Consider the following 18,597-nt stretch of genomic DNA (forward strand, 5'->3'; position numbering starts at 1 on the left):
CGCCCAGACGCCCCGGCCACACCACCACCCAACCCTCCTCCATCGAGGAGGAGGGCTTCCTATGTCGCGGGTGGCTTGGCCGTCTCCTCTCCCGCCGAGCGCAGCTCGGGAGGGAGAGGCCGGGTGAGGGCGGCGCAGGACGGAAGGGTGTCGCTCGGGTTGGATCCGTCTGCACGGGTCTAAGGCCTGCGCGCCAGCTCCACTCGCGTCGCGCCTACCCCCCGAACGCGTCCGGATAGGCCACGGTCATCGGCGCATCGAACGCGCCCGGCTCCAAGGCCACCGCCATGAACCCCGGCTGGCCCGCATACGGCGAGCTCACCTTCGCCGCCGCCTCCGCCGAGAAGCCGAAGCGCGGGTAGTAGGCCGGATGCCCCAGTACGATCACCCCGTGGGCCCCGAACTCCTTGGCGCTCTCCAGGCCCGCGCGAACCAGGGCCGAGCCCAGGCCGGTCTTCTGCAGGTCCGGCCGGACGGCGAGTGGGGCCAGCGCGGCGAACATCTCGTAGCGGTCGGCCCACAGGCGGCTGAACAGGATGTGGCCTACGACCTCGTCGGCCTCCATCGCCACCAGTTCGAAGAGGGCGTCCTCGTCGGCCCGAAGGCGCTCCACCAGCCGCGCCTCGGCGGGCTGGCCGAACGCCACCTCGACAACGGCGGCGATGGCGGGGTGGTCCCCGGGGCGGGCGTAGCGGATCATGGGCCGAGCTTACGCGGCCCGCCCGGCGCGCGGGAGCTATTCGGCGGCCCTGAGGCGCTCCGGGTCGCCGCGGCCGTTGTCCTGGCGCTCGTTGCGCATCGCCTCGGCGGCCAGCTTGCGCCAGCCCTCGGCGATGCTGAGGTACACGGCCTTCTCCGTCGGACTCTCCGCCCGGACGGCGAGGCGCGCGACCGCATCGGCCTGCGCGAGGTATCGCTCACTGTCTCTCATCGGCCTGCACGCTCTCCGCGTCACCAACCTGTCAAAAGGCGGTGCGGTTGCGGCAGGACGGCCCGATCAGGCGAAAAAACCGCCTAACCCATTGGTGAAGCTCACCAAGCTCCGATCTTCTCGGCCTCGGCGTGGCTGATCGGCTTGTGCGCCTTGGCGTGGTCCTCCTCGGCGAGGAACCGCACCGCCTCCAGCGCCGCCATGCAGCCCATGCCGGCGGCGGTGACCGCCTGGCGGTAGACGTCGTCCGTGACGTCCCCGGCCGCATAGACGCCCTTGATGGCCGTCGACGCCGTGCCGGGCTTCACCTTCAGGTAGCCGGAGGAGTCCATCTCCAGCTGGTCCTTGAACAGCTGCGAAGCCGGGGCGTGGCCGATGGCCACGAAGACGCCGTCGCACGGGATGGTCCGGGTCTCGCCGGTCTTCACGTTCTTCAGCCGCACGCCGGTGACGCCCATGGGGTCGGTCTCGCCGATCACCTCGTCGATGGCGTGGTCCCAGACCACCTCGATCTTCGGATGGGCGAACAGCCGCTCCTGCAGGATCCTCTCGGCCCGGAACTCGTCGCGCCGGTGCACGACCGTGACCTTGGCGGCGAAGTTGGTGAGGAACAGGGCCTCCTCCACGGCCGTGTTGCCGCCGCCCACCACCACCACGTCCTTGCCACGGTAGAAGAAGCCGTCGCAGGTGGCGCAGGCGGAGACGCCGAAGCCCTGGAACCTCTGCTCACTCTCCAGGCCAAGCCACTTGGCCTGGGCTCCGGTGGCGATGATCAGGGTCTCGGCGAGCCACACCTGGCCGCTATCGGTCTCCAGGCGGAACGGCCGCTGCGACAGGTCGGCCTTCAGGACGATGTCGTTGACGATCTCGGTGCCCACGTGCTCGGCCTGGGCCTGCATCTGCTCCATCAGCCAGGGGCCCTGGATGACGTCGGCGAAGCCCGGGTAGTTCTCCACGTCCGTGGTAATGGTGAGCTGGCCGCCGGGCTGGATGCCCTGGATCAGCACCGGCTTCAGCAGCGCGCGGGCGGCGTAGATGGCGGCGGTGTAGCCGGCGGGGCCGGAGCCCACGATCAGGCAGCGGACGGAGCGGGGATTTTCGGACATGGCCCCAATGTAGTGACGATTCCGTCCGGCCGCGACGGCCGACCGGCGCTTGCGGCGCCATGCCCCCACGCCGTAAGCCAGCGGGGATGAGCGAAGACATCCTCGACATCGCCGCCCGCGGCGCGAACATCCGCTTCCACGTGGGCAACGGCCGGCTGCGCGTGTGGGCCGAGCGCTACGAGGAGATCGAGCCTGAGCTCCTGGACCTCGTCGACGCCCTGCCGGAAGGGACCGTGCTCTACGACGTTGGCGCCTCGATCGGCCTCTTCTCGCTCTACGCGGCCATCCAACGCGGCTGCCGGGTGGTCGCCTTCGAGCCGGAGGCGCAGAACTACGCGACCCTGGAGCTCAACCACTTCCTGAACCGCGACCGCCTGAAGACCCCGCTGACCGCCCTGAACGTCGCCCTGTCGGACGAGGCGGGGCTGGGAGCGATCCACACCCGGGTCTACGGCGCGGGCGAGCACGGCAAGATCCTCGACCAGGCGGTCGCCCAGGACACCAAGGAGCGGTTCGACCCGGCCCACGTGCAGTCGGTGCTCAAGCAGCGGCTGGACGACCTCATCGTCCTCTGCGCCCTGCCGCCGCCGCAGGTGCTGAAGGTGGACGTGGACGGCGCCGAGGCGGCAGTCCTGCGCGGCGCGGAGAAGACGCTCCGGTCCCCGTCGCTCCACACGGTCTTCATCGAGCTGTCCGACCAGAGCGGCTCCGACGAGGCGGCCATGCTCGAGGGCCACGGCTTCCGGTTGGCGGAGAAGCACCCGGTGGTACGCCTGCGGGGCGGCCACTACCCGGGCCTGTTCAACTGCGTCTTCCGCCGCTGAGGCTCAGCCGAACAGGGCCCGGATCTGCTCGGCGGTCGGGAAGTCCGCCACGTACTGGTCGCGGTGGACCGTCCGCTGGTAGGCGGTCGGATAGCCCCGCGCCACGAAGGTCGGCTCGGCGGCGTCGTCGAACCGCGTCGACAGCGCCAGCCGCAGGCGCGCCGGGTCCCCCTCGCGGCGGCTGCGGTGCACGGTGAACATCGACAGGAACACCACGTCCCCTGCCATGGCCTCGACGGACCGCCACTCGGCGTCGCCAAGCGCCTCCGGCCGGATCTCCCAGCCGTTGCGGGTCTCCTCCACGTCCGTGATCAGGCCGCGGCGATGGCTGCCGGGGATCACCTCCACCGGCCAGCCGTCGCGATCCACGTCGGTCAGCGGGATCCAGGCCACCACCCCGTCAAGGCTGCCCTGCACCGACGGGAAATCCTGATGGGCGCCCAGGCCGAAGTAGCCGCCGGGGATCTTCAGGTCGGCCGCCATCAAGAGCGCCACCTCGCCGCCGGGCAGGAAGACGTCCGACCACCCGAACGCCTCGCGCAGGAAGCCGAACAGCGCCGGATGGCGCATCAGGCCCGTCACCTCCGCCTTGCGCCACAGGGCGCCCAGCACCCGCTTGTAGCGCTCGATGTCGGCGGCGTGCAGGGCGCGCAGCGCGCTGTGCAGGTCGTCTCCCGCCGCCGTGGCCCCGACCTCCCGCAGCTGGTCGCGGATGGTGCGATGGACGCTGTCCAGCGTCGCCGTCACGTCGGCCTTCGGCAGCAGGCCCCGGACGACGCAGAAGCCGTCACGGCGCAGGGTCTCGAACTCTTCCGACATCGGCGTCCTGTCTGGCGGGCGGTGGTGGCCAAGACATACAGCCCCGGAGACGCCGAGGCGACTTCGTGTCATAGGCGCGGGCATGGGGGAGCCCGAGGCCCGCGCGGACACGGTTGCGATCATGCAGCCCTACTTCGTCCCCTATGCGGGCTATTTTCGCCTGCTCGCCGCCGCCGACCTCTTCGTGATCTACGACTGCGTGCAGTTCCCGCGCCGCGGCTGGGTCCACCGCAACCGCCTGCCGGACGCGGCGGGCGAGCTGCAGTGGCTGACCCTGCCGCTGGCCAAGGCGCCCCGCGACGCCGCCATCCGCGACCTCGTCTTCCGGTCCGACGCCGCGCAGGCCATGGCCACCGAGATGCGCCGGTTCCCGCTGCTGGCCGGCGATGATCTCCACGGCCTCCTGGACGCCGTCCGCGACGTGCGCGGCGCGCCTCTGGACTACATCGAGCGCCTGCTGGCCCTCGCGGCCCGCGCGCTCGGTCTGCCGTGGCGCGTCCTGCGCTCCTCCAGCCTGGAAATCGCGGCGGAACTCCGAGGCCAGGACCGCATCCTGGCCATCGCCCAGGCCGTCGGCGCCCGGCGCTACGTGAACCCGCCCGGCGGCCGCGAGCTCTACCAGCACGACCGCTTCGCCGGGGCCGGCGTCGAGCTGCGCTTCCTCACCGACTACGAGGGAAGCTACGCCTCGATCCTCGCCCGCCTGCTTCAGGAACCCGCCCAGGCCGTGGCCGACGAGATCCGCGCCAACACCCGGCTCATCGCCTAGGCCGCGCTTTCGGGCGCCGAATTTTGGACTTTCCACCGGCTGTCCCGCACGATCGGCGGTTCGGTCTTTGTCATCGTCCAAACAGCCCGGCGCCCCTAGGCGAACACTCCTGTGACCAACCCGAACAAGGGTCAGTCCCAGACGGCGAGCCCGAAGCCCGAGCGGCCGAAGCCGTTGCCGCAATAGAGCATCCAGCGCCGCCCGAGCTGCTCGAAGACGTGCGGATAGGCGATCATCTCGCTGTCCCAGCCGCTTTCGGCCGGCTCAAGCCCCGCGAGCTCCAGCGCGCGCGTCCAGGTCTCCCCGTCGGCCGACCGCGCCGCGCGCAGGCGGTAGGGCCGGGTGCGGGTGCGGGCGCAGAACCACATCAGCCACCCCTCATCGACCTTCAGCACGCTGGGCCGCGCCAGCGCGTACTCGTCGCCCTCCAGCGGGATGGCGGTGCGGCCGCGGTCCCGCCAGGACCGCCCGTCGTCCGAGCGGGCATGGCGGATGTCGTAGGAGGGCGACCAGCGGCCGTCGATCTGGTGCCAGCCCAGCCCGCCCAGGTACCACATGCGCCAGCCGTCGCCGTCCGGCAGCACGCAGGGGTTCGAGCAGAACCACGGGTCCTCCTGTGTCCGGTCGAGGGTCGGCCCCTCTGTCCGATGCCAGTCGCCGTCCGCAGCCTCGGCAAACCCGATCGAGACGTGGAAGGGCACCGTCGCGCGCACGTTCCAGCCGATGTAGTAGAGCCGCCCGCCCGCCAGCCACGACATCATCGCCCCGCTGTCGTCGAAGGCCCCGGCGGGCCCGCAGCCCAGCACCGGCGCGTCGGCGCGGTCCAGGATCACGTCGGGCCGCTCCAGGTCCACGACCAGCCAGGTCACATGGGAGCGGTTGGCGGCGTCCCTTGGCGAGAACCAGATCCGCACGAGCCCGCCCTCCAGCGGCTCGGCGAACGGCACGGAGGCGTGGGAGGCCAGCCACGGCGCCTCGCCCCGTGGCTCGTAGATCCGGCCCAGCCGGCGCCAGCCCAAGGTCAGATCCGGACGCGGGAGGAGGGGACCCGCGAGGCGGGCGTCGGCTCGGCCATGAACACCTGCTCCGGCTGGGTGTCCCCGAGGATCAGGGCGCCGGCCCCCACCAGGCAACGTGGGGCCACGGTGATGCCGTCGCGCAGGGTCGCATTGACCCCGATGAAGCAGTGGTCGCCGATCGTCACCCCACCGGAGACCACGATGTGCGAGGCCAGGAAGCAGTGGTCGCCGATGACCGAATGGTGGCCGATGTGATTGCCGGCCCACAGCGTCGTGTCCGCGCCGATCCGGGCGAAGGGCTGCACCACATTGTGCTCCATGACGAAGCTGTTCTCGCCCACCTGCAGCCCGTCCCACACCTGGGCCTTGGGGCTGACGTGACTGCCCAGCCGGTAGCCCGCGGCCTTGGCGGCGGCGAACTTCTCCGCCCGGATGCGGTTCATCCTGGCGTAGCTCAGCGCCACGAACATCTCGTGCTCGTCGGGGCCGAACCGCTGCGTCACCTCCTCGAAGGCGACCACCGGCCGGCCCTGGAATGTGGTGTCGGTCAGGAACTCGCCGTCCACCGTGAAGGCCTCGATCCGGTAGTCGCTCTCGCGTTCGATGTACCAGGACAGCACCTCGGCGATCTGCCGGGTGCCGAACATCACCAGCTTGCGCGTCATCGCTTCCACCAGTCTTCCCGCGCCAGCGGCGCCGGCCGCTGCGGCTCCCGCCAGGCGAAGGCGGTGAACTCGTAGAGGCCGTAGTCGGCGCGGAACGCCATGTGCCGGGTGACGTCCCGCCTCAGGAAGGCCGCCACCTCGTCGAAGCCCCAGTGGAACAGGTCGTCGCGCTCCCAGTCCACATGCTTGCTCATGGCGTTGAAGGCGACGCCGTGGCGGGCGGCGCGGAAGGCGGCGGCCACGATGCTCTCCGCGAGGTTGACCATGCGCTCGCGGGGGATGCCCTGCCGCTCGGTGAGCACCCCGTTCATGATCGCCACGTCGACGCTCTCCGGCTCAAGGGGCTCGGCGACCACGTCCCGGACCTCGAAGCTGTGGCCCGGCCAGCGCGCCTGCGCCGCGGCGATCATGGCCGGCGAGATGTCGACGCCGCGGTAGCGCACCTGCGACAGCCGGCCGGTCTCGGCGAGGTAGTCCAGCAGCAGCCCCGGGCCGCAGCCGAGATCCAGCAGGAGCGGCGGCTCGCCGCCCGCGGGGACCGCATCCAGCACGCCAAGCTGGGTTGCGAAGCGCGCTTCCAGGCCCCGCCCATCCGGCCAGTCGACGCCCTGCGGCGTCGCGCCGTCCTCCCGCAGGCGCCGCTCGTAGTGGTCCTGCAGGGGAAGCCAGTCGCTGGGCATGCGAGCGGCGTAACACGACTGTTCCCGAGGCGGGAAGGGCGGCTCAGGTGAGCGCGCGCGCTGCGATCAGCTTCAGGAAGGCCTCGGCGGTGCGGCTGGCGCCCTGGCCGTCGCAGATCTCGGCGCTGGCCTCGGCAAGCTGGCGGCGCAGGTCGGCGTCCTTCAGGAGCTTCGTCACCGCCCGGTCGAACTGGGCGTCGAAGTCGGGCGCGGCGGCGTCCACCACAAGGGCCGCGCCCCGCTGGGCCAGGGCCGCGGCGGCCGAGCGCTGGTTCTCCGCCACCACCACCAGCACGGAAGGAAGGCCCAGGGTGCAGCGTTCCCACGTGGCCGAGCCGGCGGCCCCGACGCCGATGTCCGCCTCGGCCGTCAGCCGGGCCATGTGCGGTGTATCCACGTGCAGGGCGAGCCGCGGGTCGCGCCGGGCGATCTTCTGGAAGCCAGGCAGGCTCGGCGCTCCGCTGCCCAGCACCACGTCGATGCCCGCCTCGCCCACGCGCAGGCGCAGCCGCTCCACCACGCGGGCGGTGATCCCGCCCACGTCCGTGAGGCCCATGGAGATCAGGAACCGCTGCACCGGCTCGCCGCGCCAGGCGAGCGCCGTCTGGCGCAGCGCCGCGAACTCCGGCCGCACCGGGGCGTAGCTGGGCCCCAGCAGCAGGCGGGCATGCTCTGGGATCAGGCCGTCATAGTCCTGCACCCGACGCTCGGGCCCGGAGTCGAGGACCAGGTCCGCGCCCAGCGGCCGGTCGGCGAGGTCGTCGATGACCAGCACCGGGCGGCCCTGGCCCATGGCCCGGTGGTCGCGCTCCGAAAGGCCGTAGTGGTCGAAGACGATGGCGTCGAACTGCTCGGAGCCGATGGCGGCGGCGAGGTCCCGCGGCTCGGTCGAGGCCGCCGCCAACTGCTGCGCGGCCGGGGCGAAGCTCTCGAGGATCGCGCTCACCGCCGGCGGGCCCATGAAGGCGCAGGTGGCGCCCTGGGCGGACAGCGCGCCGGCCAGGGTGAGGCAGCGCATCACATGGCCGCCACCCACCTTGGCGCCGGCGTCGACCACGAAGAGGATCCTGGGCCCGGTCATATACGCCGATCACTTCCGAATGCGGCCGAAGCGGGGCGAGGGCGTCGAGTCATGGCCGCGGGAGAAAACGGCGCCTTGCCCGGAAAAGCAAAGGGCCGCTCCGAAGAGCGGCCCCCGCTGTAGCCCGATGTAGGGCCGATCAGATGATGTTGCCGGATGCGATATCCGTCAGGCTCTTGCCGATCAGGCGCACCGCCTCATCGGCGTCGTTGTCGCCGTCGGAGTCGTAGAACACCACCACGTCGGAGCCCACCGCCACGGCGACGTAGAGCACGGTGCCGTTCATCAGAGCCTCCGCCGCCGTCTGGGCCGCGCCGAAGTCGGTCTGGGCGGCGCCCACCTCGGCGTAGTTCGTGCCGCTGCCGGCCGCTCCTGCGAAGTCGAGGCCGTCGGTGCCACCGAAGTCGGTGATCCGGTCGATGCCGGCCAAGCCCCCACCCACGCCGGAGTCGCCGTTCGCGAAGGTGAAGGTGTCCGTCCCGCCGTTGCCGGTCAGGATGTCGAAGTTGCCGCCACCGGTCAGCGTCTCGTCGCCCGAGCCGCCGACGATGGTGTCGTTGCCGGCTGCCCCGTTGATGTGGTCGGCTCCGCCGCCGCCGGAGATGGAGTCGTCCCCTCCGCCGGAGCTGATGCTGTCCGCGCCGGTGCCGCCGAAGATCGCGTCGGCGCCGGTGCCGGAACCAACGGTGTTGGTCCCTTCGCCGAGGTTGATCTGGTTGCCGCCGTTGCCGGCCACCACGTGGTCGTTGCCGGCGCCGCCGGTGATGGTGTTGGCGCCGTCGCCCAGGGTGATGGAGTCGTTGCCGTTGCCGCCGTCGACGATCGAAGCGGTGTTCCCGCCGGTGATGGTGTCGTTGTCGTCACCGCCCTGGACGCCGCCCTGCCCGGTGAAGTCGATGCTGTCGTCGCCCGCGCCCCCGTTCAGGATGTCCGAGCCGGAGCCGCTCGTCCCGCCCGAGGTGATGGTGTCGTTGCCCGCGCCGCCCGACAGGGTGTCGTTGCCCGCGCCGGAGGTGATCGAGTCCGCGCCCCCGCCGCCGAAGACCGAGTTGTTGCCGGAGCTGGCGGCGATGGTGTCGACGCCGTCGCCGGCGGTGATGGTGTCGTTGCCCGTGCCGGCCGTGATGGTGTTGGTGCCGCCGGTGTCGGTGATGCTGTTGTTGCCGTTGTTCGCCGTCACCTGATCGTTGCCCGCGCCCACCGTGATGGTGTCCGCGCCGCCGCCCGTCGTGATGACGTTGTTGCCGGCGCCGGCCGCCACCGTGATCGCGTCGCTCGCGCCGCCCGCGATCAGGGTGTCGTTGCCCGTGCCCATGGTGACCGAGCCGCCGCCGGTCATGGTGACGCTGTTGGCGCCGTCGCTGACCGTGATGGTGTCGGTGCCGCCGCCGCTGTTGATGGTGTCGTCGGCGACGCCGGTGGCGATGGTGTCGTTGCCGTTGCCGCTCGTGATCGAGCTGGCGCCGGCCCCGCCGTCGATGCTGTTGGCGCCCGAGCCGGCAGTGATGGAGTCGGCCCCGTCGCCGCCGCTGATCGTGTCGTCGCCCGTGCCGGCCACCAGCGAGTCGTCGCCCGTGCCGCCGAACAGCGAGTTGTTCCCGTCGTCGGCCGAGATCGTGTCAGCCCCCGCGCCGGCGTCGATGTTGTCGACGCCCGTGCCGCCCGTGATGACGTCGTTGCCGCCGCCGGCCGTCAGGGTGTTGGCGCCCGCGCCCAGGTCGATGGTGTCATTGCCCGAACCGGCGTCGACGTTGTCGTTGCCGTTGCCGCCGTTGATCGTGTTCTCGCCGTCGCCGGCGGAGATCGAGTCGTTGCCGTCGTTGCCGGAGATGTTGTCGTCGCCCTCCTGCCCCTGCAGGGTGTCGGAGCCGTTACCCCCGGCCAGCGTGTCGTTGCCGAGGTTGCCCAGCAGGTAGTCGTCGCCGTCGCTGCCGCTGATGTTGTCGTTGCCCTGGCCGCCGAGCAGCAGGTCGAAGGCGGCGCCGCCGGTGATGGTGTCGTCGCCCTTGTTGCCCTGGGCGAAGTTGTCGTTGGTCCCCAGGTCGATGGTGTCGTTGCCCTGGCCGCCGTACACCACGTCGTTGCCGGCCCCGCCGGTGATGGTGTCGTTCCCCTGGTTGCCCTGCAGCACATCGGCCCCGGCGTCGCCCACGAGGCTGTCATTGCCGTCGCCGCCGTAGATCCCGTCCGACGCGGCCGTGCCGGCCTGGCTGTCGTCGCCGGTGGTGCCGGCGTAGAGCTTCGTGCCGTCGGGGAAGATGACGGCGCTCGGCTGGTTGCGCAGCGCGGCGTCGTCGAAGGTCAGCGACTTGCCCGGCGCGACCAGGGTCACGCTGGCGGGGCTGTCGATGGTGAACGGATTGAACACCACGGCGACCTGGGCGGCCGTGCCGGACGTGAAGACGATGCGGTCCGACGAGGTGAAGGCCTGGGCCTGCGCCGTCGTCATTTCATCCCAGAAGTAGATCGCCACGTGATGGCCCCCGACTCAGAATTCCGAAAGAGAGTGCTGCACCCTAGGAGCAGGGTGTTGCGATTTTCTTGCCAAGGTTGAAGGACGTTAACCCTCTGGGCAAGCTCGCCTTTGGGGCGAGCGCGACTATTCGCGCGCGTCAAAGCGGCGCAGCAGCTCCGCTGCGGCGCGGTCGGTCTCGGCCAGCGGGGGATAGCGCCAGGTCGGGAAGTCGCCGGCGAAGGGCCGTGCGATCCCACGCCGGGCAAGTTCCTCGTGAAATTTCCGGAACTTGTCGCTGCCCCGCCCGGCCATGGGCAGGACGTGAACGGGCTTCCCCGTCGCCGCCGCGTCCGTGGCGAGGTTGGTGGAGTCCTCGGTGATCAGGATCGCGTCGGCCGCCGCCAGAAACGCGAAATAGGGGTTCTCTCCCCGGTCGTCCCAGATGATCCCCGGCAGGCCGGAGAGGGCGTCCCGCATCGCCTGCCGGGCCGGCTCGGGGGTGCGCCGGGTAAAGCTGAGCAGCAGAGACCCGCCGGCGCGTTCCACGGCCGCGGCGATACGGTCCGCGAGCGCCGCGGCGTGAGCCACCGGCAGGTCGAAGGCGCTGGACCGGCCACCGACGATCACCGCCACCCGCGGGCGGGGGAGGGTGGAGATCCGATCCTGCCACCGCGCGAGCTCCTCGGCGAGGCGCTCGGGCGTCAGGCGGTTCGGGGCGCCGAGGATCGGGAAGACGTTGGCGCCCACGAGGTCGTCATGCGTGGGCGGGACCACGAGGTCGAAGGGGGTGAGAGGGACCCGCGGGTGCTGCGTCTGGACCACGAAGGTCCGGCCGCAGGAGCGCGCGCGCATCCGCACGGAGAGCGGCAGGGTGGCGCGGCCGGCGGCGATCCAAAGGTCGGGCCAGGGCGGCGCGATGGGGCCGCCGGCCGCCAGGGTCCACGGCAGCCCGGGATTCAGGCGTGTGGGAAGCCGGCCAAGACCCCACCTCCAGCCGATCCGCCTGACGGTGATTTCGGCCGGCCGCAGGCGCGCAACCGCCTGCGCCAGGCCCAGGGCTTGGGCTTCGATGCCGGCGCGGCCGTCGGAGACGGCCCAGATGGTCAGGGGAGGCTTGGCGGCCCGGCCCATGCGGAGTGGGTCAGACCCACTCCACCTTGAGGATCTCGTAGGCCTTCACGCCGCCGGGGGTGTTCACCTCGACCACGTCGCCCGTCTCCTTGCCGATCATCGCGCGCGCGATCGGCGAGGTGATGGAGACCCTGCCCTGCTTCACGTCGGCCTCATGCTCGCCGACGATCTGGTAGCGCGCCTCTTCCTCGGTGTCCTCGTCCACCACCGACACGGTGGCTCCGAACTTCACCTGGGTGCCCGAAAGCTTGGAGACATCGATCACCTGGGCGCGGGCCATCTTGTCTTCGATCTCGGCGATCTGGCCTTCGATCCAGCCCTGGCGCTCCTTGGCGGCGTGGTACTCGGCGTTCTCGGAGAGATCGCCGTGCGACCGCGCTTCGGCGATGGCGGCGATCACCGCCGGCCGTTCCACCGTCTTCAAACGCTTCAGCTCTTCGTCGAGGGCCTGATAGCCCTCGGCGGTCATCGGGACTTTTTCCATAGAGGTGATGACTCGGGTCCGCCCTAAGTGAGAATTCCGTCCAATCCGGCCGCGGGCGCAGGCGTCCGGGGGGGAAGAAACTAGGATTGTGCGCCGCAAAACTCAAGAGCGGCGGTACCGGAGCGGTTCCGGCCGCGGCCCGCGGGTCAGCTTTCGCTGATGATCGCCCCCTCGAGTTCCGCCGGCTCAGGGGGCTCGAAGACCCCTTCGACGAACTCGAACATCTCGGGGGTGACCTCGATGGCGAAGTTCTCACCCCTCACCACGTTGCGCTCGGCCACCCGCGCCCGGCGGGTCTCCGCCGACGCGGTGACGTAGTGGAACTGCAACGGCAGGCCCGCGGCCTCGGCGATCTCGCGGACACGGTTGCGATCGGCCGTCCGCATCAGGCCGATGTCGAGGATCACCGGGGCGCCGGCGGCGAGCACGCCGGCCGCCACGGACCAGATCTGCGCCTCGCAGCGGGCGACGCGCTGGATCATCCACTCGTATTCGATGGGCTCGGGCATGTCGGGGGCGAAGAGGCGCGCCATCCACTCGTCGAGGATGAAGGCCACGGCCCCTTCGCGCCGGGCGAAGGCGTTGGCGTAGGTCGTCTTGCCGGCTCCGGAGGGGCCGAAGATCACGTGCAGGGTCGCGGGCATGGCCGCGGTCTAGCGGACCGAGAGACCTCCGTCGATCACCAGCTCCGCGCCCGTGACGTAGCGGCTCTCGTCGGACGCCAGCCACAGCACGCCGTTCGCGATATCGACTGGCACGCCCTTCACGCCCAGCGGCACGGCCAGTTCGGAGAGGGCGTCGAGATCCGGCGGCGCGTTGGTCCCGAACTCGCCGCCCAGCACGGTGCCCCAGATCGGCGTCTCGATGATGCCCGGATGGACGGAGTTCACCCGCACGCCGTCCTTGGCCTGGGCGCACTCCAGGGCCACGGCCTTGGTGAACAGCCGCACGCCTCCCTTGGTGGCGCAGTAGCCGGCGAGGCTTGGCGCGCCCTTCAGTCCGGCCACCGAGGACATGTTGACGATCGAGCCGCCGCCGCCCTCCCGCATCAGCGGGATGGCGTGCTTCACCCCCAGGAAGACGCCGTCGAGGTTCACGGCCGTCTGCTTGCGCCAGGTTTCCAGCGTCATCTCCAGGATCGAGCCGCCGAGACCGATGCCGGCGTTGTTCACCAGGATGTCCAGCCGGCCGTGCTTGGCGCGCGCCTGGCCGATGACGTCGATCCAGGCCTGCTCGTCCGTGACGTCATGGTGGATGTAGTCGGCCGCTCCGCCGGCCTGGCGGATCGCGGCCACCGTCTCCTCGCCCTTGAGATCCTGCAGGTCGGTGACCACCACCGCTGCGCCCTCCTGCGCCAGTCGCTCGGCGCAGCCGCGCCCGATGCCGCTCGCTCCGCCGGTGACCAGCGCCACCTTGCCCGACACACGTCCCGCCATGATGTTCCTCCCGACTTTTCCCCTGGATTACGCCGCGGGACAGCGGTCGGCCAGAGCGACGCCACGGAAGCTCCGTGCTAAGCGGCGCGCGGGAGGCGTAACCATGGAAGTCACCGTCCGGCCCTGTGAGGCGAACGACGCGGCGGCGCTCGCCCTCGTGGGGCAGGCCACGTTCCTGGAAACCTATGCGGGCGCTCTGCCCAAGCCCGACATCCTCGCCCACTGCCGGGTGGAGCACGGCGAGGCGCGCTACGCCGAATGGCTGGCCGATCCCCGCTATGCGATCTGGATCGCGGAATCCGACGAGGGGCGCGCGCCGCTGGGATACGCGGTCCTGTCGCCGCCCGACCTGCCGGTTCCGCTTGCCGAGGACGATATCGAGTTGAAGCGGATCTACCTGCTGCACCGCTTCCATGGCGTGGGGATCGGCGCCCGGCTTATGGCCGCCGCGGCGGCCGGAGCGCGCGACAGGGGCGCGCGCCGCCTGTTGCTGGGCGTGTTCGGGGGCAATGTCCTGGCGATGGCCTTCTACGCCCGCCAGGGCTTCGTGCAGGCCGGCGAGCGCAAGTTCAGGGTCGGTGCGAACGAGTACGACGACCTCGTGCTCGCCCGCACCTTGCCCGCCTAGCGGCCGACGCGCGGCCGCGCGCCCTCGCCGGACCGGAAGCAGGTCCTTCCGCCCGGTTGCGACAGGCGCTGCCCAGGAGCGCGGGCCCGGCGTCGCGCCGGCGCGCCCATGCGCCTGTGGCAGCCCGGCGCCGTCCTCGCAGACGGCGGGGGAGCTACTGCAGATAGCTCGGCGTGCTGCCGTTCATCAGGCCCCAGACGAGCACCACCGCCAGGATGGCGACGGCGATCAGCATCAGGACCGGGATCACCCCTTCCATTTTCTCGGGAAGGTGGCTGTTCTTGTGGTGGTGGCGAGCGTCGCCGTGGTGTTCACTCGACATGCCGTAATCCTCACAATCTGCAGGGGATCGCTCCCCTGTGAGCCAGACTGCGGCAGGCGCCACGGGCGCGCCTTGGCTGGTCGATTTCGCGGCCGCCGGAGCGCGCCATATGCCGCCTGTTTCAGTCAGGCGATGGCGCGACTCTGCGCTCCGGATGAACAACGGTCAATTAACAGATCGGTCATGCGTAGCTCTGGAGCGGACGCACCTCCAGGGGGGCCTGCGACGTCTCCACGATGGCCTGGGCCGCGGCGAGCGCGCCCGCGGCCGTCGTGAAGTAGGGGATCTTCATCATCAGGGCCGAGCGGCGGATCTCGAAGCTGTCGACCAGCGACTGCTTGCCCTCGGTGGTGTTGAAGACGAGCTGCACGTCACCGTTCTTCATGGCGTCGACGATATGCGGCCGGCCCTCGAGCACCTTCTTCACGTGCTCGACCTTCAGACCCTGCTCCTCCAGGAACTTCGCCGTGCCGGCGGTGGCCAGCACCTTGAAGCCGTGGTCCAGCAGGAGACGTGTGGGCTCCAGGATCCAGGCCTTGTCGGAGTCCTTCACCGAGACGAAGACGCAGCCGGTCTTGGGCAGGGTCACGCCGCCGCCGAGCTGGCTCTTGGCGAAGGCGCGGGCGAAGGCGGGGCCGAGCCCTTCGCCGGGCCGCACCCAGTCCAGGCCCATGACCTCGCCGGTGGAGCGCATCTCGGGGCCGAGCACCGTATCGACGCCGGCGAACCGGGCGAACGGGAAGACCGCCTCCTTGACCGCGATGTGGTCATAAGGCGTCTCGGTCAGGTCGAAGTCGGCCAGCCTTTTGCCGGCCATCACCTTGGCCGCGATGGAGGCCAGCGGCCGGCCGATGGTCTTGGCCACGAAGGGTACGGTGCGGCTGGCGCGCGGGTTCACTTCCAGCACATAGATCCGCGGGGTCTCGGAGTGCGGCTCCTCGATCGCGAACTGCACGTTCATCAGGCCCCGCACCTTCAGCGCCCGGGCCATGGCCTCGGTCTGCCGCTTCAGCTCGGCGATGGTCTCTGGCTTCAGCGAGAACGGCGGGAGCGAACAGGCGCTGTCGCCCGAGTGCACGCCGGCCTCCTCGATGTGCTCCATGACGCCGGCCACGAAGACCTGGCCCGTGTCGTCGCAGATCGCGTCGACGTCCACCTCGGTGGCCCGGGAGAGGTACTGGTCGATCAGCACCGGGCTGTCGCCCGACACCTGCACGGCGGTGCGGATGTAGCGGTCGAGCTGCTCGTCGTCGCGGACGATCTCCATGGCCCGGCCGCCGAGCACGTAGGAGGGCCGGATCACCACCGGGTAGCCCACCTTGTGCGCGCCCGCGAAGGCCTCGTCGCGGCTGCGGGCGATGGCGTTCACCGGCTGCTGGATCTCGAGCTTGTGGAGCAGTTGCTGGAAGCGCTCGCGATCCTCGGCCAGGTCGATGGCGTCGGGGGAGGTGCCGAGGATCGGCACGCCCGCGTCCTCCAGGGCCTGGGCGAGCTTGAGCGGCGTCTGGCCGCCGAACTGCACGATCACGCCCAGGAGTTCGCCTTTCGAACGCTCCACGTCGATCAGCTCCAGCACGTCCTCGGCGGTGAGCGGTTCGAAGTAGAGGCGGTCGGAGGTGTCGTAGTCGGTCGACACCGTCTCCGGGTTGCAGTTGACCATGATCGACTCCACGCCGATCTCGTCGAGGGCGAAGGCCGCGTGGCAGCAGCAGTAGTCGAACTCGATCCCCTGGCCGATGCGGTTCGGCCCGCCGCCCAGGATGATCGCCTTCCTGCGGTCGGACGGCTCGCTCTCGCAGTCGGGGGCCTGGCCCACGGCGCCGGTCTCGTAGGTCGAGTACATGTACGGCGTTTCGGCGCGGAACTCGCCGGCGCAGGTGTCGATGCGCTTGAACACAGGACGTATGCCCAGCGCATGGCGCGCCTGGCGCACCTCGCGCTCGCTCATGCTCGTGAGGGTGGCGATACGGGCGTCGGAGAAGCCGGCAGCCTTCCAGGTCCGCAGCGTCTTCTGGCGCTTCAGCGCCTCCTCGTGTCCGAGGCTCAGCGCCACACCCTCGGCGTCCCCGCCGGCGCGCAGATCGACCGAGGAGAGGAGGTGGCGGCCGTCGCGGGCGATCTCCCCCTCGGTCCGTACGAGGTCCTCGATCTGGCGCAGGAACCAGGGTTCGTAGGAGCAGGCCGCATGGATCTCATCGCAGGTGAGGCCCTGGCGGAAGGCCTGGGCGATCACGCGGAGCCGGTCCGGCGTGGGGGTGGCCAGCGCCCGCAGGACTGCAGCGTGGCCCATCTCCGGATCGCCGGCGTTCTCGATGGCCACCTCGTCCAGGCCGGTCAGGCCGGTCTCCAGCCCCCGCAGCGCCTTCTGCAGGCTCTCGGCGAAGGTGCGGCCGATGGCCATGACCTCCCCGACCGACTTCATGGAGGTGGTCAGGTAGGGCTCGGAGCCCGGGTACTTCTCGAAGGCGAAGCGCGGGATCTTGGTGACCACATAGTCGATGGAGGGCTCGAACGAGGCGGGGGTGGCCCCCGTGATGTCGTTCATCAGCTCGTCGAGCGTGTAGCCGACCGCCAGCCGCGCGGCGACCTTGGCGATGGGGAAGCCGGTGGCCTTCGAGGCCAGCGCCGACGACCGCGAGACGCGCGGGTTCATCTCGATGACCACCATGCGCCCGTCGGCGGGGTTCACTGCGAACTGCACGTTGGAGCCGCCGGTCTCGACGCCGATCTCCCGCAGCACCGCGATCGAGGCGCGGCGCATCCACTGGTATTCCTTGTCGGTGAGCGTCAGCGCCGGGGCGACGGTGATCGAGTCCCCCGTGTGCACGCCCATGGGGTCGATGTTCTCGATGGAGCAGACGATGATGCAGTTGTCCGCCCTGTCGCGGACGACCTCCATCTCGTACTCCTTCCAGCCGAGCACGCTCTCCTCGATGAGAACTTCGGTGGTGGGGGAGAGGTCGAGGCCGCGCTCCACGATCTCGCGGAACTCCTCGAGGTTGTAGGCGATGCCGCCGCCGGTGCCGGCGAGCGTGAAGGACGGACGGATGATCGCCGGCAGGCCCACGCGCTCCAGGCCGACCATGGCCTCATCCAGGGTGTGCGCCACCTGGGAGCGCGGGCTCTCCAGGCCGATGGCGTCCATGGCGTCGCGGAATTTCTGCCGGTCCTCCGCCTTGTCGATCACGTCGGCCTTCGCGCCGATCATCTCGACGCCATACTTCTCCAGAACGCCCATCTTCTCGAGCGCGAGCGCCGTGTTCAGCGCGGTCTGGCCGCCCATGGTAGGGAGCAGGGCGTCGGGCCGCTCCTTGGCGATGATCTTCTCGACCATCTCCGGGGTGATCGGCTCGATGTAGGTGGCGTCGGCGATCTCCGGATCGGTCATGATCGTCGCCGGATTGGAGTTCACCAGGACGATCCGGTAGCCCTCGGCGCGCAGCGCCTTGCAGGCCTGGACGCCGGAATAGTCGAACTCGCACGCCTGGCCGATGACGATCGGGCCGGCGCCGATGATCAGGATCGAGGAGATGTCGGTGCGTTTGGGCATCTTTTCTCGCGCGCGACGGCGGCCGCGAGGTGAGCGCGCCCGACACCGGTCAGAACTGCAGGTTAAGCGGGCGATTTAGAGAGGAGGGCCCGCGCACGCAAGCGTGGCGCGCGCCGGAGCCGCACCCATAAGAAAAGGGCCGGCGCAGCGGCCGGCCCTTTCCCTCGTTCTGGAAGCGGTCGTCAGACCTGCAGCTGGCCTGCCGAGGACTTGCCGCTGCGCGCATCGCGCTCGATTTCGTAGGTCACCTTCTGGCCGTCGTTGAGCGAGGTCAGACCCGCCCGCTCGACCGCGGAGATGTGCACGAAGACGTCCGGACCACCCTCATCGGGTTGGATGAAGCCGTAGCCCTTGGCGCCGTTGAACCACTTGACCGTGCCGGTAGCCATGTAATTTCGAAGTCCCGTATTGGTGTAATCCCGCCCGGCGCAAGCATTTGCGCGTTCGATCAAGTTCGAGAGGGGTCGGGAGGCACGTCCGCCCCCGTTCGCAGCGGGCAGGAAGAGACGGCCGAACCATGACGAATTCGATATGGCACCCTGCCGGATTTCGCCCGTCCCGGCAAGGCGGCTCAAAAAAACTGCTGATTCGGCGAAACTATTTCGCGCCTTAGCCATATTGGATGGGGAAGACGGCGGCGCGCACGCCCCGTCCTCCAGTATGGAGAGCCAGCGTCCATGTCCCTGATCGAGAAACT

The 18,597-nt window shown here is 70.2% G+C and carries 18 protein-coding genes; 3 read left to right on the forward strand and 15 right to left on the reverse strand.

What is annotated here, in order from left to right:
- Positions 1 to 214: 214 nt before the first annotated feature.
- Positions 215 to 700 (reverse strand): GNAT family N-acetyltransferase, encoded by a 486-nt coding sequence (locus V7Z97_RS15945; RefSeq protein ID WP_334164423.1) that lies wholly within the window; start codon positions 698 to 700, stop codon positions 215 to 217.
- Between the two features lie 332 nt (positions 701 to 1,032).
- The gene (gene trxB, locus V7Z97_RS15950; RefSeq protein WP_334164424.1) at positions 1,033 to 2,037 is read right to left on the reverse strand and encodes a thioredoxin-disulfide reductase; all 1,005 of its coding nucleotides are present in this window, start codon (positions 2,035 to 2,037) and stop codon (positions 1,033 to 1,035) included.
- An 86-nt stretch (positions 2,038 to 2,123) separates the two neighbouring features.
- Between trxB and V7Z97_RS15955 the strand changes: the two genes are divergently transcribed.
- Positions 2,124 to 2,861 carry an FkbM family methyltransferase gene (locus V7Z97_RS15955; RefSeq protein ID WP_334164425.1) on the forward strand — a complete coding sequence of 246 codons (738 nt, stop codon included), beginning with the start codon at positions 2,124 to 2,126 and terminating at the stop codon, positions 2,859 to 2,861.
- A gap of 3 nt (positions 2,862 to 2,864) precedes the next feature.
- Here the strand turns inward: V7Z97_RS15955 and V7Z97_RS15960 are convergent, their stop codons facing one another.
- Positions 2,865 to 3,680, reverse strand: a complete 816-nt coding sequence (locus tag V7Z97_RS15960) for a phytanoyl-CoA dioxygenase family protein (RefSeq protein WP_334164426.1) — start codon at positions 3,678 to 3,680, stop codon at positions 2,865 to 2,867.
- 82 nt (positions 3,681 to 3,762) lie between these two features.
- On the opposite strand from V7Z97_RS15960, the gene V7Z97_RS15965 reads away from it, so the two are divergent.
- A complete protein-coding gene (locus tag V7Z97_RS15965; RefSeq protein ID WP_334164427.1) occupies positions 3,763 to 4,449 on the forward strand; it encodes a WbqC family protein in 687 nt (228 codons plus the stop codon).
- Positions 4,450 to 4,580: 131 nt separating this feature from the next.
- Here V7Z97_RS15965 and V7Z97_RS15970 read toward each other — a convergent pair whose 3' ends face one another.
- The 9 genes from V7Z97_RS15970 to V7Z97_RS16010 all read right to left on the reverse strand — a co-directional run bounded on the left by V7Z97_RS15970 (position 4,581) and on the right by V7Z97_RS16010 (position 13,400).
- Entirely contained in the window at positions 4,581 to 5,468 is an 888-nt protein-coding gene (locus tag V7Z97_RS15970) for a hypothetical protein (RefSeq protein WP_334164428.1), read from the reverse strand.
- Positions 5,469 to 5,470: 2 nt separating this feature from the next.
- Complete coding sequence (locus tag V7Z97_RS15975) at positions 5,471 to 6,133, reverse strand: acetyltransferase (RefSeq protein WP_334164439.1); 663 nt, start codon at positions 6,131 to 6,133, stop codon at positions 5,471 to 5,473.
- Complete coding sequence (locus V7Z97_RS15980) at positions 6,130 to 6,813, reverse strand: class I SAM-dependent methyltransferase (protein WP_334164429.1); 684 nt, start codon at positions 6,811 to 6,813, stop codon at positions 6,130 to 6,132. The genes V7Z97_RS15975 and V7Z97_RS15980 overlap by 4 nt, the downstream gene beginning before the upstream one ends.
- 43 nt (positions 6,814 to 6,856) lie before the next feature.
- Positions 6,857 to 7,894, reverse strand: coding sequence for a UDP-2,4-diacetamido-2,4,6-trideoxy-beta-L-altropyranose hydrolase (gene pseG / locus V7Z97_RS15985; RefSeq protein ID WP_334164430.1), 1,038 nt, complete (start codon positions 7,892 to 7,894; stop codon positions 6,857 to 6,859).
- Positions 7,895 to 8,033: 139 nt separating this feature from the next.
- A complete protein-coding gene (locus V7Z97_RS15990; protein ID WP_334164431.1) occupies positions 8,034 to 10,367 on the reverse strand; it encodes a beta strand repeat-containing protein in 2,334 nt (777 codons plus the stop codon).
- 126 nt (positions 10,368 to 10,493) lie between these two features.
- On the reverse strand, positions 10,494 to 11,480 hold the full coding sequence (locus tag V7Z97_RS15995) for a mitochondrial fission ELM1 family protein (protein ID WP_334164432.1): 987 nt from the start codon (positions 11,478 to 11,480) through the stop codon (positions 10,494 to 10,496).
- 10 nt (positions 11,481 to 11,490) lie between these two features.
- Positions 11,491 to 11,964 (reverse strand): transcription elongation factor GreA, encoded by a 474-nt coding sequence (gene greA, locus V7Z97_RS16000; RefSeq protein ID WP_334164433.1) that lies wholly within the window; start codon positions 11,962 to 11,964, stop codon positions 11,491 to 11,493.
- Between the two features lie 146 nt (positions 11,965 to 12,110).
- Entirely contained in the window at positions 12,111 to 12,608 is a 498-nt protein-coding gene (locus V7Z97_RS16005; protein WP_334164434.1) for an AAA family ATPase, read from the reverse strand.
- 9 nt (positions 12,609 to 12,617) lie between these two features.
- Complete coding sequence (locus V7Z97_RS16010) at positions 12,618 to 13,400, reverse strand: SDR family NAD(P)-dependent oxidoreductase (protein WP_334164435.1); 783 nt, start codon at positions 13,398 to 13,400, stop codon at positions 12,618 to 12,620.
- Between the two features lie 103 nt (positions 13,401 to 13,503).
- Between V7Z97_RS16010 and V7Z97_RS16015 the strand changes: the two genes are divergently transcribed.
- Positions 13,504 to 14,028, forward strand: a complete 525-nt coding sequence (locus tag V7Z97_RS16015; protein WP_334164436.1) for a GNAT family N-acetyltransferase — start codon at positions 13,504 to 13,506, stop codon at positions 14,026 to 14,028.
- 154 nt (positions 14,029 to 14,182) lie between these two features.
- Here the strand turns inward: V7Z97_RS16015 and V7Z97_RS16020 are convergent, their stop codons facing one another.
- The 3 genes from V7Z97_RS16020 to V7Z97_RS16030 form a co-directional block, all read right to left on the reverse strand.
- Positions 14,183 to 14,350: a hypothetical protein gene (locus V7Z97_RS16020; RefSeq protein WP_334164437.1), complete on the reverse strand. Its 168-nt coding sequence runs from the start codon at positions 14,348 to 14,350 to the stop codon at positions 14,183 to 14,185.
- A gap of 181 nt (positions 14,351 to 14,531) precedes the next feature.
- Positions 14,532 to 17,900: a carbamoyl-phosphate synthase large subunit gene (carB, locus tag V7Z97_RS16025; RefSeq protein ID WP_334164438.1), complete on the reverse strand. Its 3,369-nt coding sequence runs from the start codon at positions 17,898 to 17,900 to the stop codon at positions 14,532 to 14,534.
- Positions 17,901 to 18,082: 182 nt separating this feature from the next.
- Entirely contained in the window at positions 18,083 to 18,289 is a 207-nt protein-coding gene (locus V7Z97_RS16030) for a cold-shock protein (RefSeq protein WP_325461213.1), read from the reverse strand.
- Positions 18,290 to 18,597: the final 308 nt, after the last annotated feature.

Source organism: Phenylobacterium sp., from assembly GCF_036821595.1.
Classification (GTDB): Bacteria; Pseudomonadota; Alphaproteobacteria; order Caulobacterales; family Caulobacteraceae; genus Phenylobacterium.

What these genes read in the sequence shown, in the direction of transcription:
- trxB (WP_334164424.1), bottom strand. Translation starts at nt 2,037, where the DNA reads ATGTCCGAAAATCCCCGCTCCGTCCGCTGCCTGATCGTGGGCTCCGGC.
- V7Z97_RS16005 (WP_334164434.1), bottom strand. Translation starts at nt 12,608, where the DNA reads ATGCCCGCGACCCTGCACGTGATCTTCGGCCCCTCCGGAGCCGGCAAG.
- carB (WP_334164438.1), bottom strand. Translation starts at nt 17,900, where the DNA reads ATGCCCAAACGCACCGACATCTCCTCGATCCTGATCATCGGCGCCGGC.
- V7Z97_RS16020 (WP_334164437.1), bottom strand. Translation starts at nt 14,350, where the DNA reads ATGTCGAGTGAACACCACGGCGACGCTCGCCACCACCACAAGAACAGC.
- V7Z97_RS16010 (WP_334164435.1), bottom strand. Translation starts at nt 13,400, where the DNA reads ATGGCGGGACGTGTGTCGGGCAAGGTGGCGCTGGTCACCGGCGGAGCG.
- V7Z97_RS15965 (WP_334164427.1), top strand. Translation starts at nt 3,763, where the DNA reads ATGGGGGAGCCCGAGGCCCGCGCGGACACGGTTGCGATCATGCAGCCC.
- V7Z97_RS15945 (WP_334164423.1), bottom strand. Translation starts at nt 700, where the DNA reads ATGATCCGCTACGCCCGCCCCGGGGACCACCCCGCCATCGCCGCCGTT.
- V7Z97_RS15975 (WP_334164439.1), bottom strand. Translation starts at nt 6,133, where the DNA reads ATGACGCGCAAGCTGGTGATGTTCGGCACCCGGCAGATCGCCGAGGTG.
- pseG (WP_334164430.1), bottom strand. Translation starts at nt 7,894, where the DNA reads ATGACCGGGCCCAGGATCCTCTTCGTGGTCGACGCCGGCGCCAAGGTG.
- V7Z97_RS16030 (WP_325461213.1), bottom strand. Translation starts at nt 18,289, where the DNA reads ATGGCTACCGGCACGGTCAAGTGGTTCAACGGCGCCAAGGGCTACGGC.
- greA (WP_334164433.1), bottom strand. Translation starts at nt 11,964, where the DNA reads ATGGAAAAAGTCCCGATGACCGCCGAGGGCTATCAGGCCCTCGACGAA.
- V7Z97_RS15995 (WP_334164432.1), bottom strand. Translation starts at nt 11,480, where the DNA reads ATGGGCCGGGCCGCCAAGCCTCCCCTGACCATCTGGGCCGTCTCCGAC.
- V7Z97_RS15960 (WP_334164426.1), bottom strand. Translation starts at nt 3,680, where the DNA reads ATGTCGGAAGAGTTCGAGACCCTGCGCCGTGACGGCTTCTGCGTCGTC.
- V7Z97_RS15955 (WP_334164425.1), top strand. Translation starts at nt 2,124, where the DNA reads ATGAGCGAAGACATCCTCGACATCGCCGCCCGCGGCGCGAACATCCGC.
- V7Z97_RS16015 (WP_334164436.1), top strand. Translation starts at nt 13,504, where the DNA reads ATGGAAGTCACCGTCCGGCCCTGTGAGGCGAACGACGCGGCGGCGCTC.
- V7Z97_RS15980 (WP_334164429.1), bottom strand. Translation starts at nt 6,813, where the DNA reads ATGCCCAGCGACTGGCTTCCCCTGCAGGACCACTACGAGCGGCGCCTG.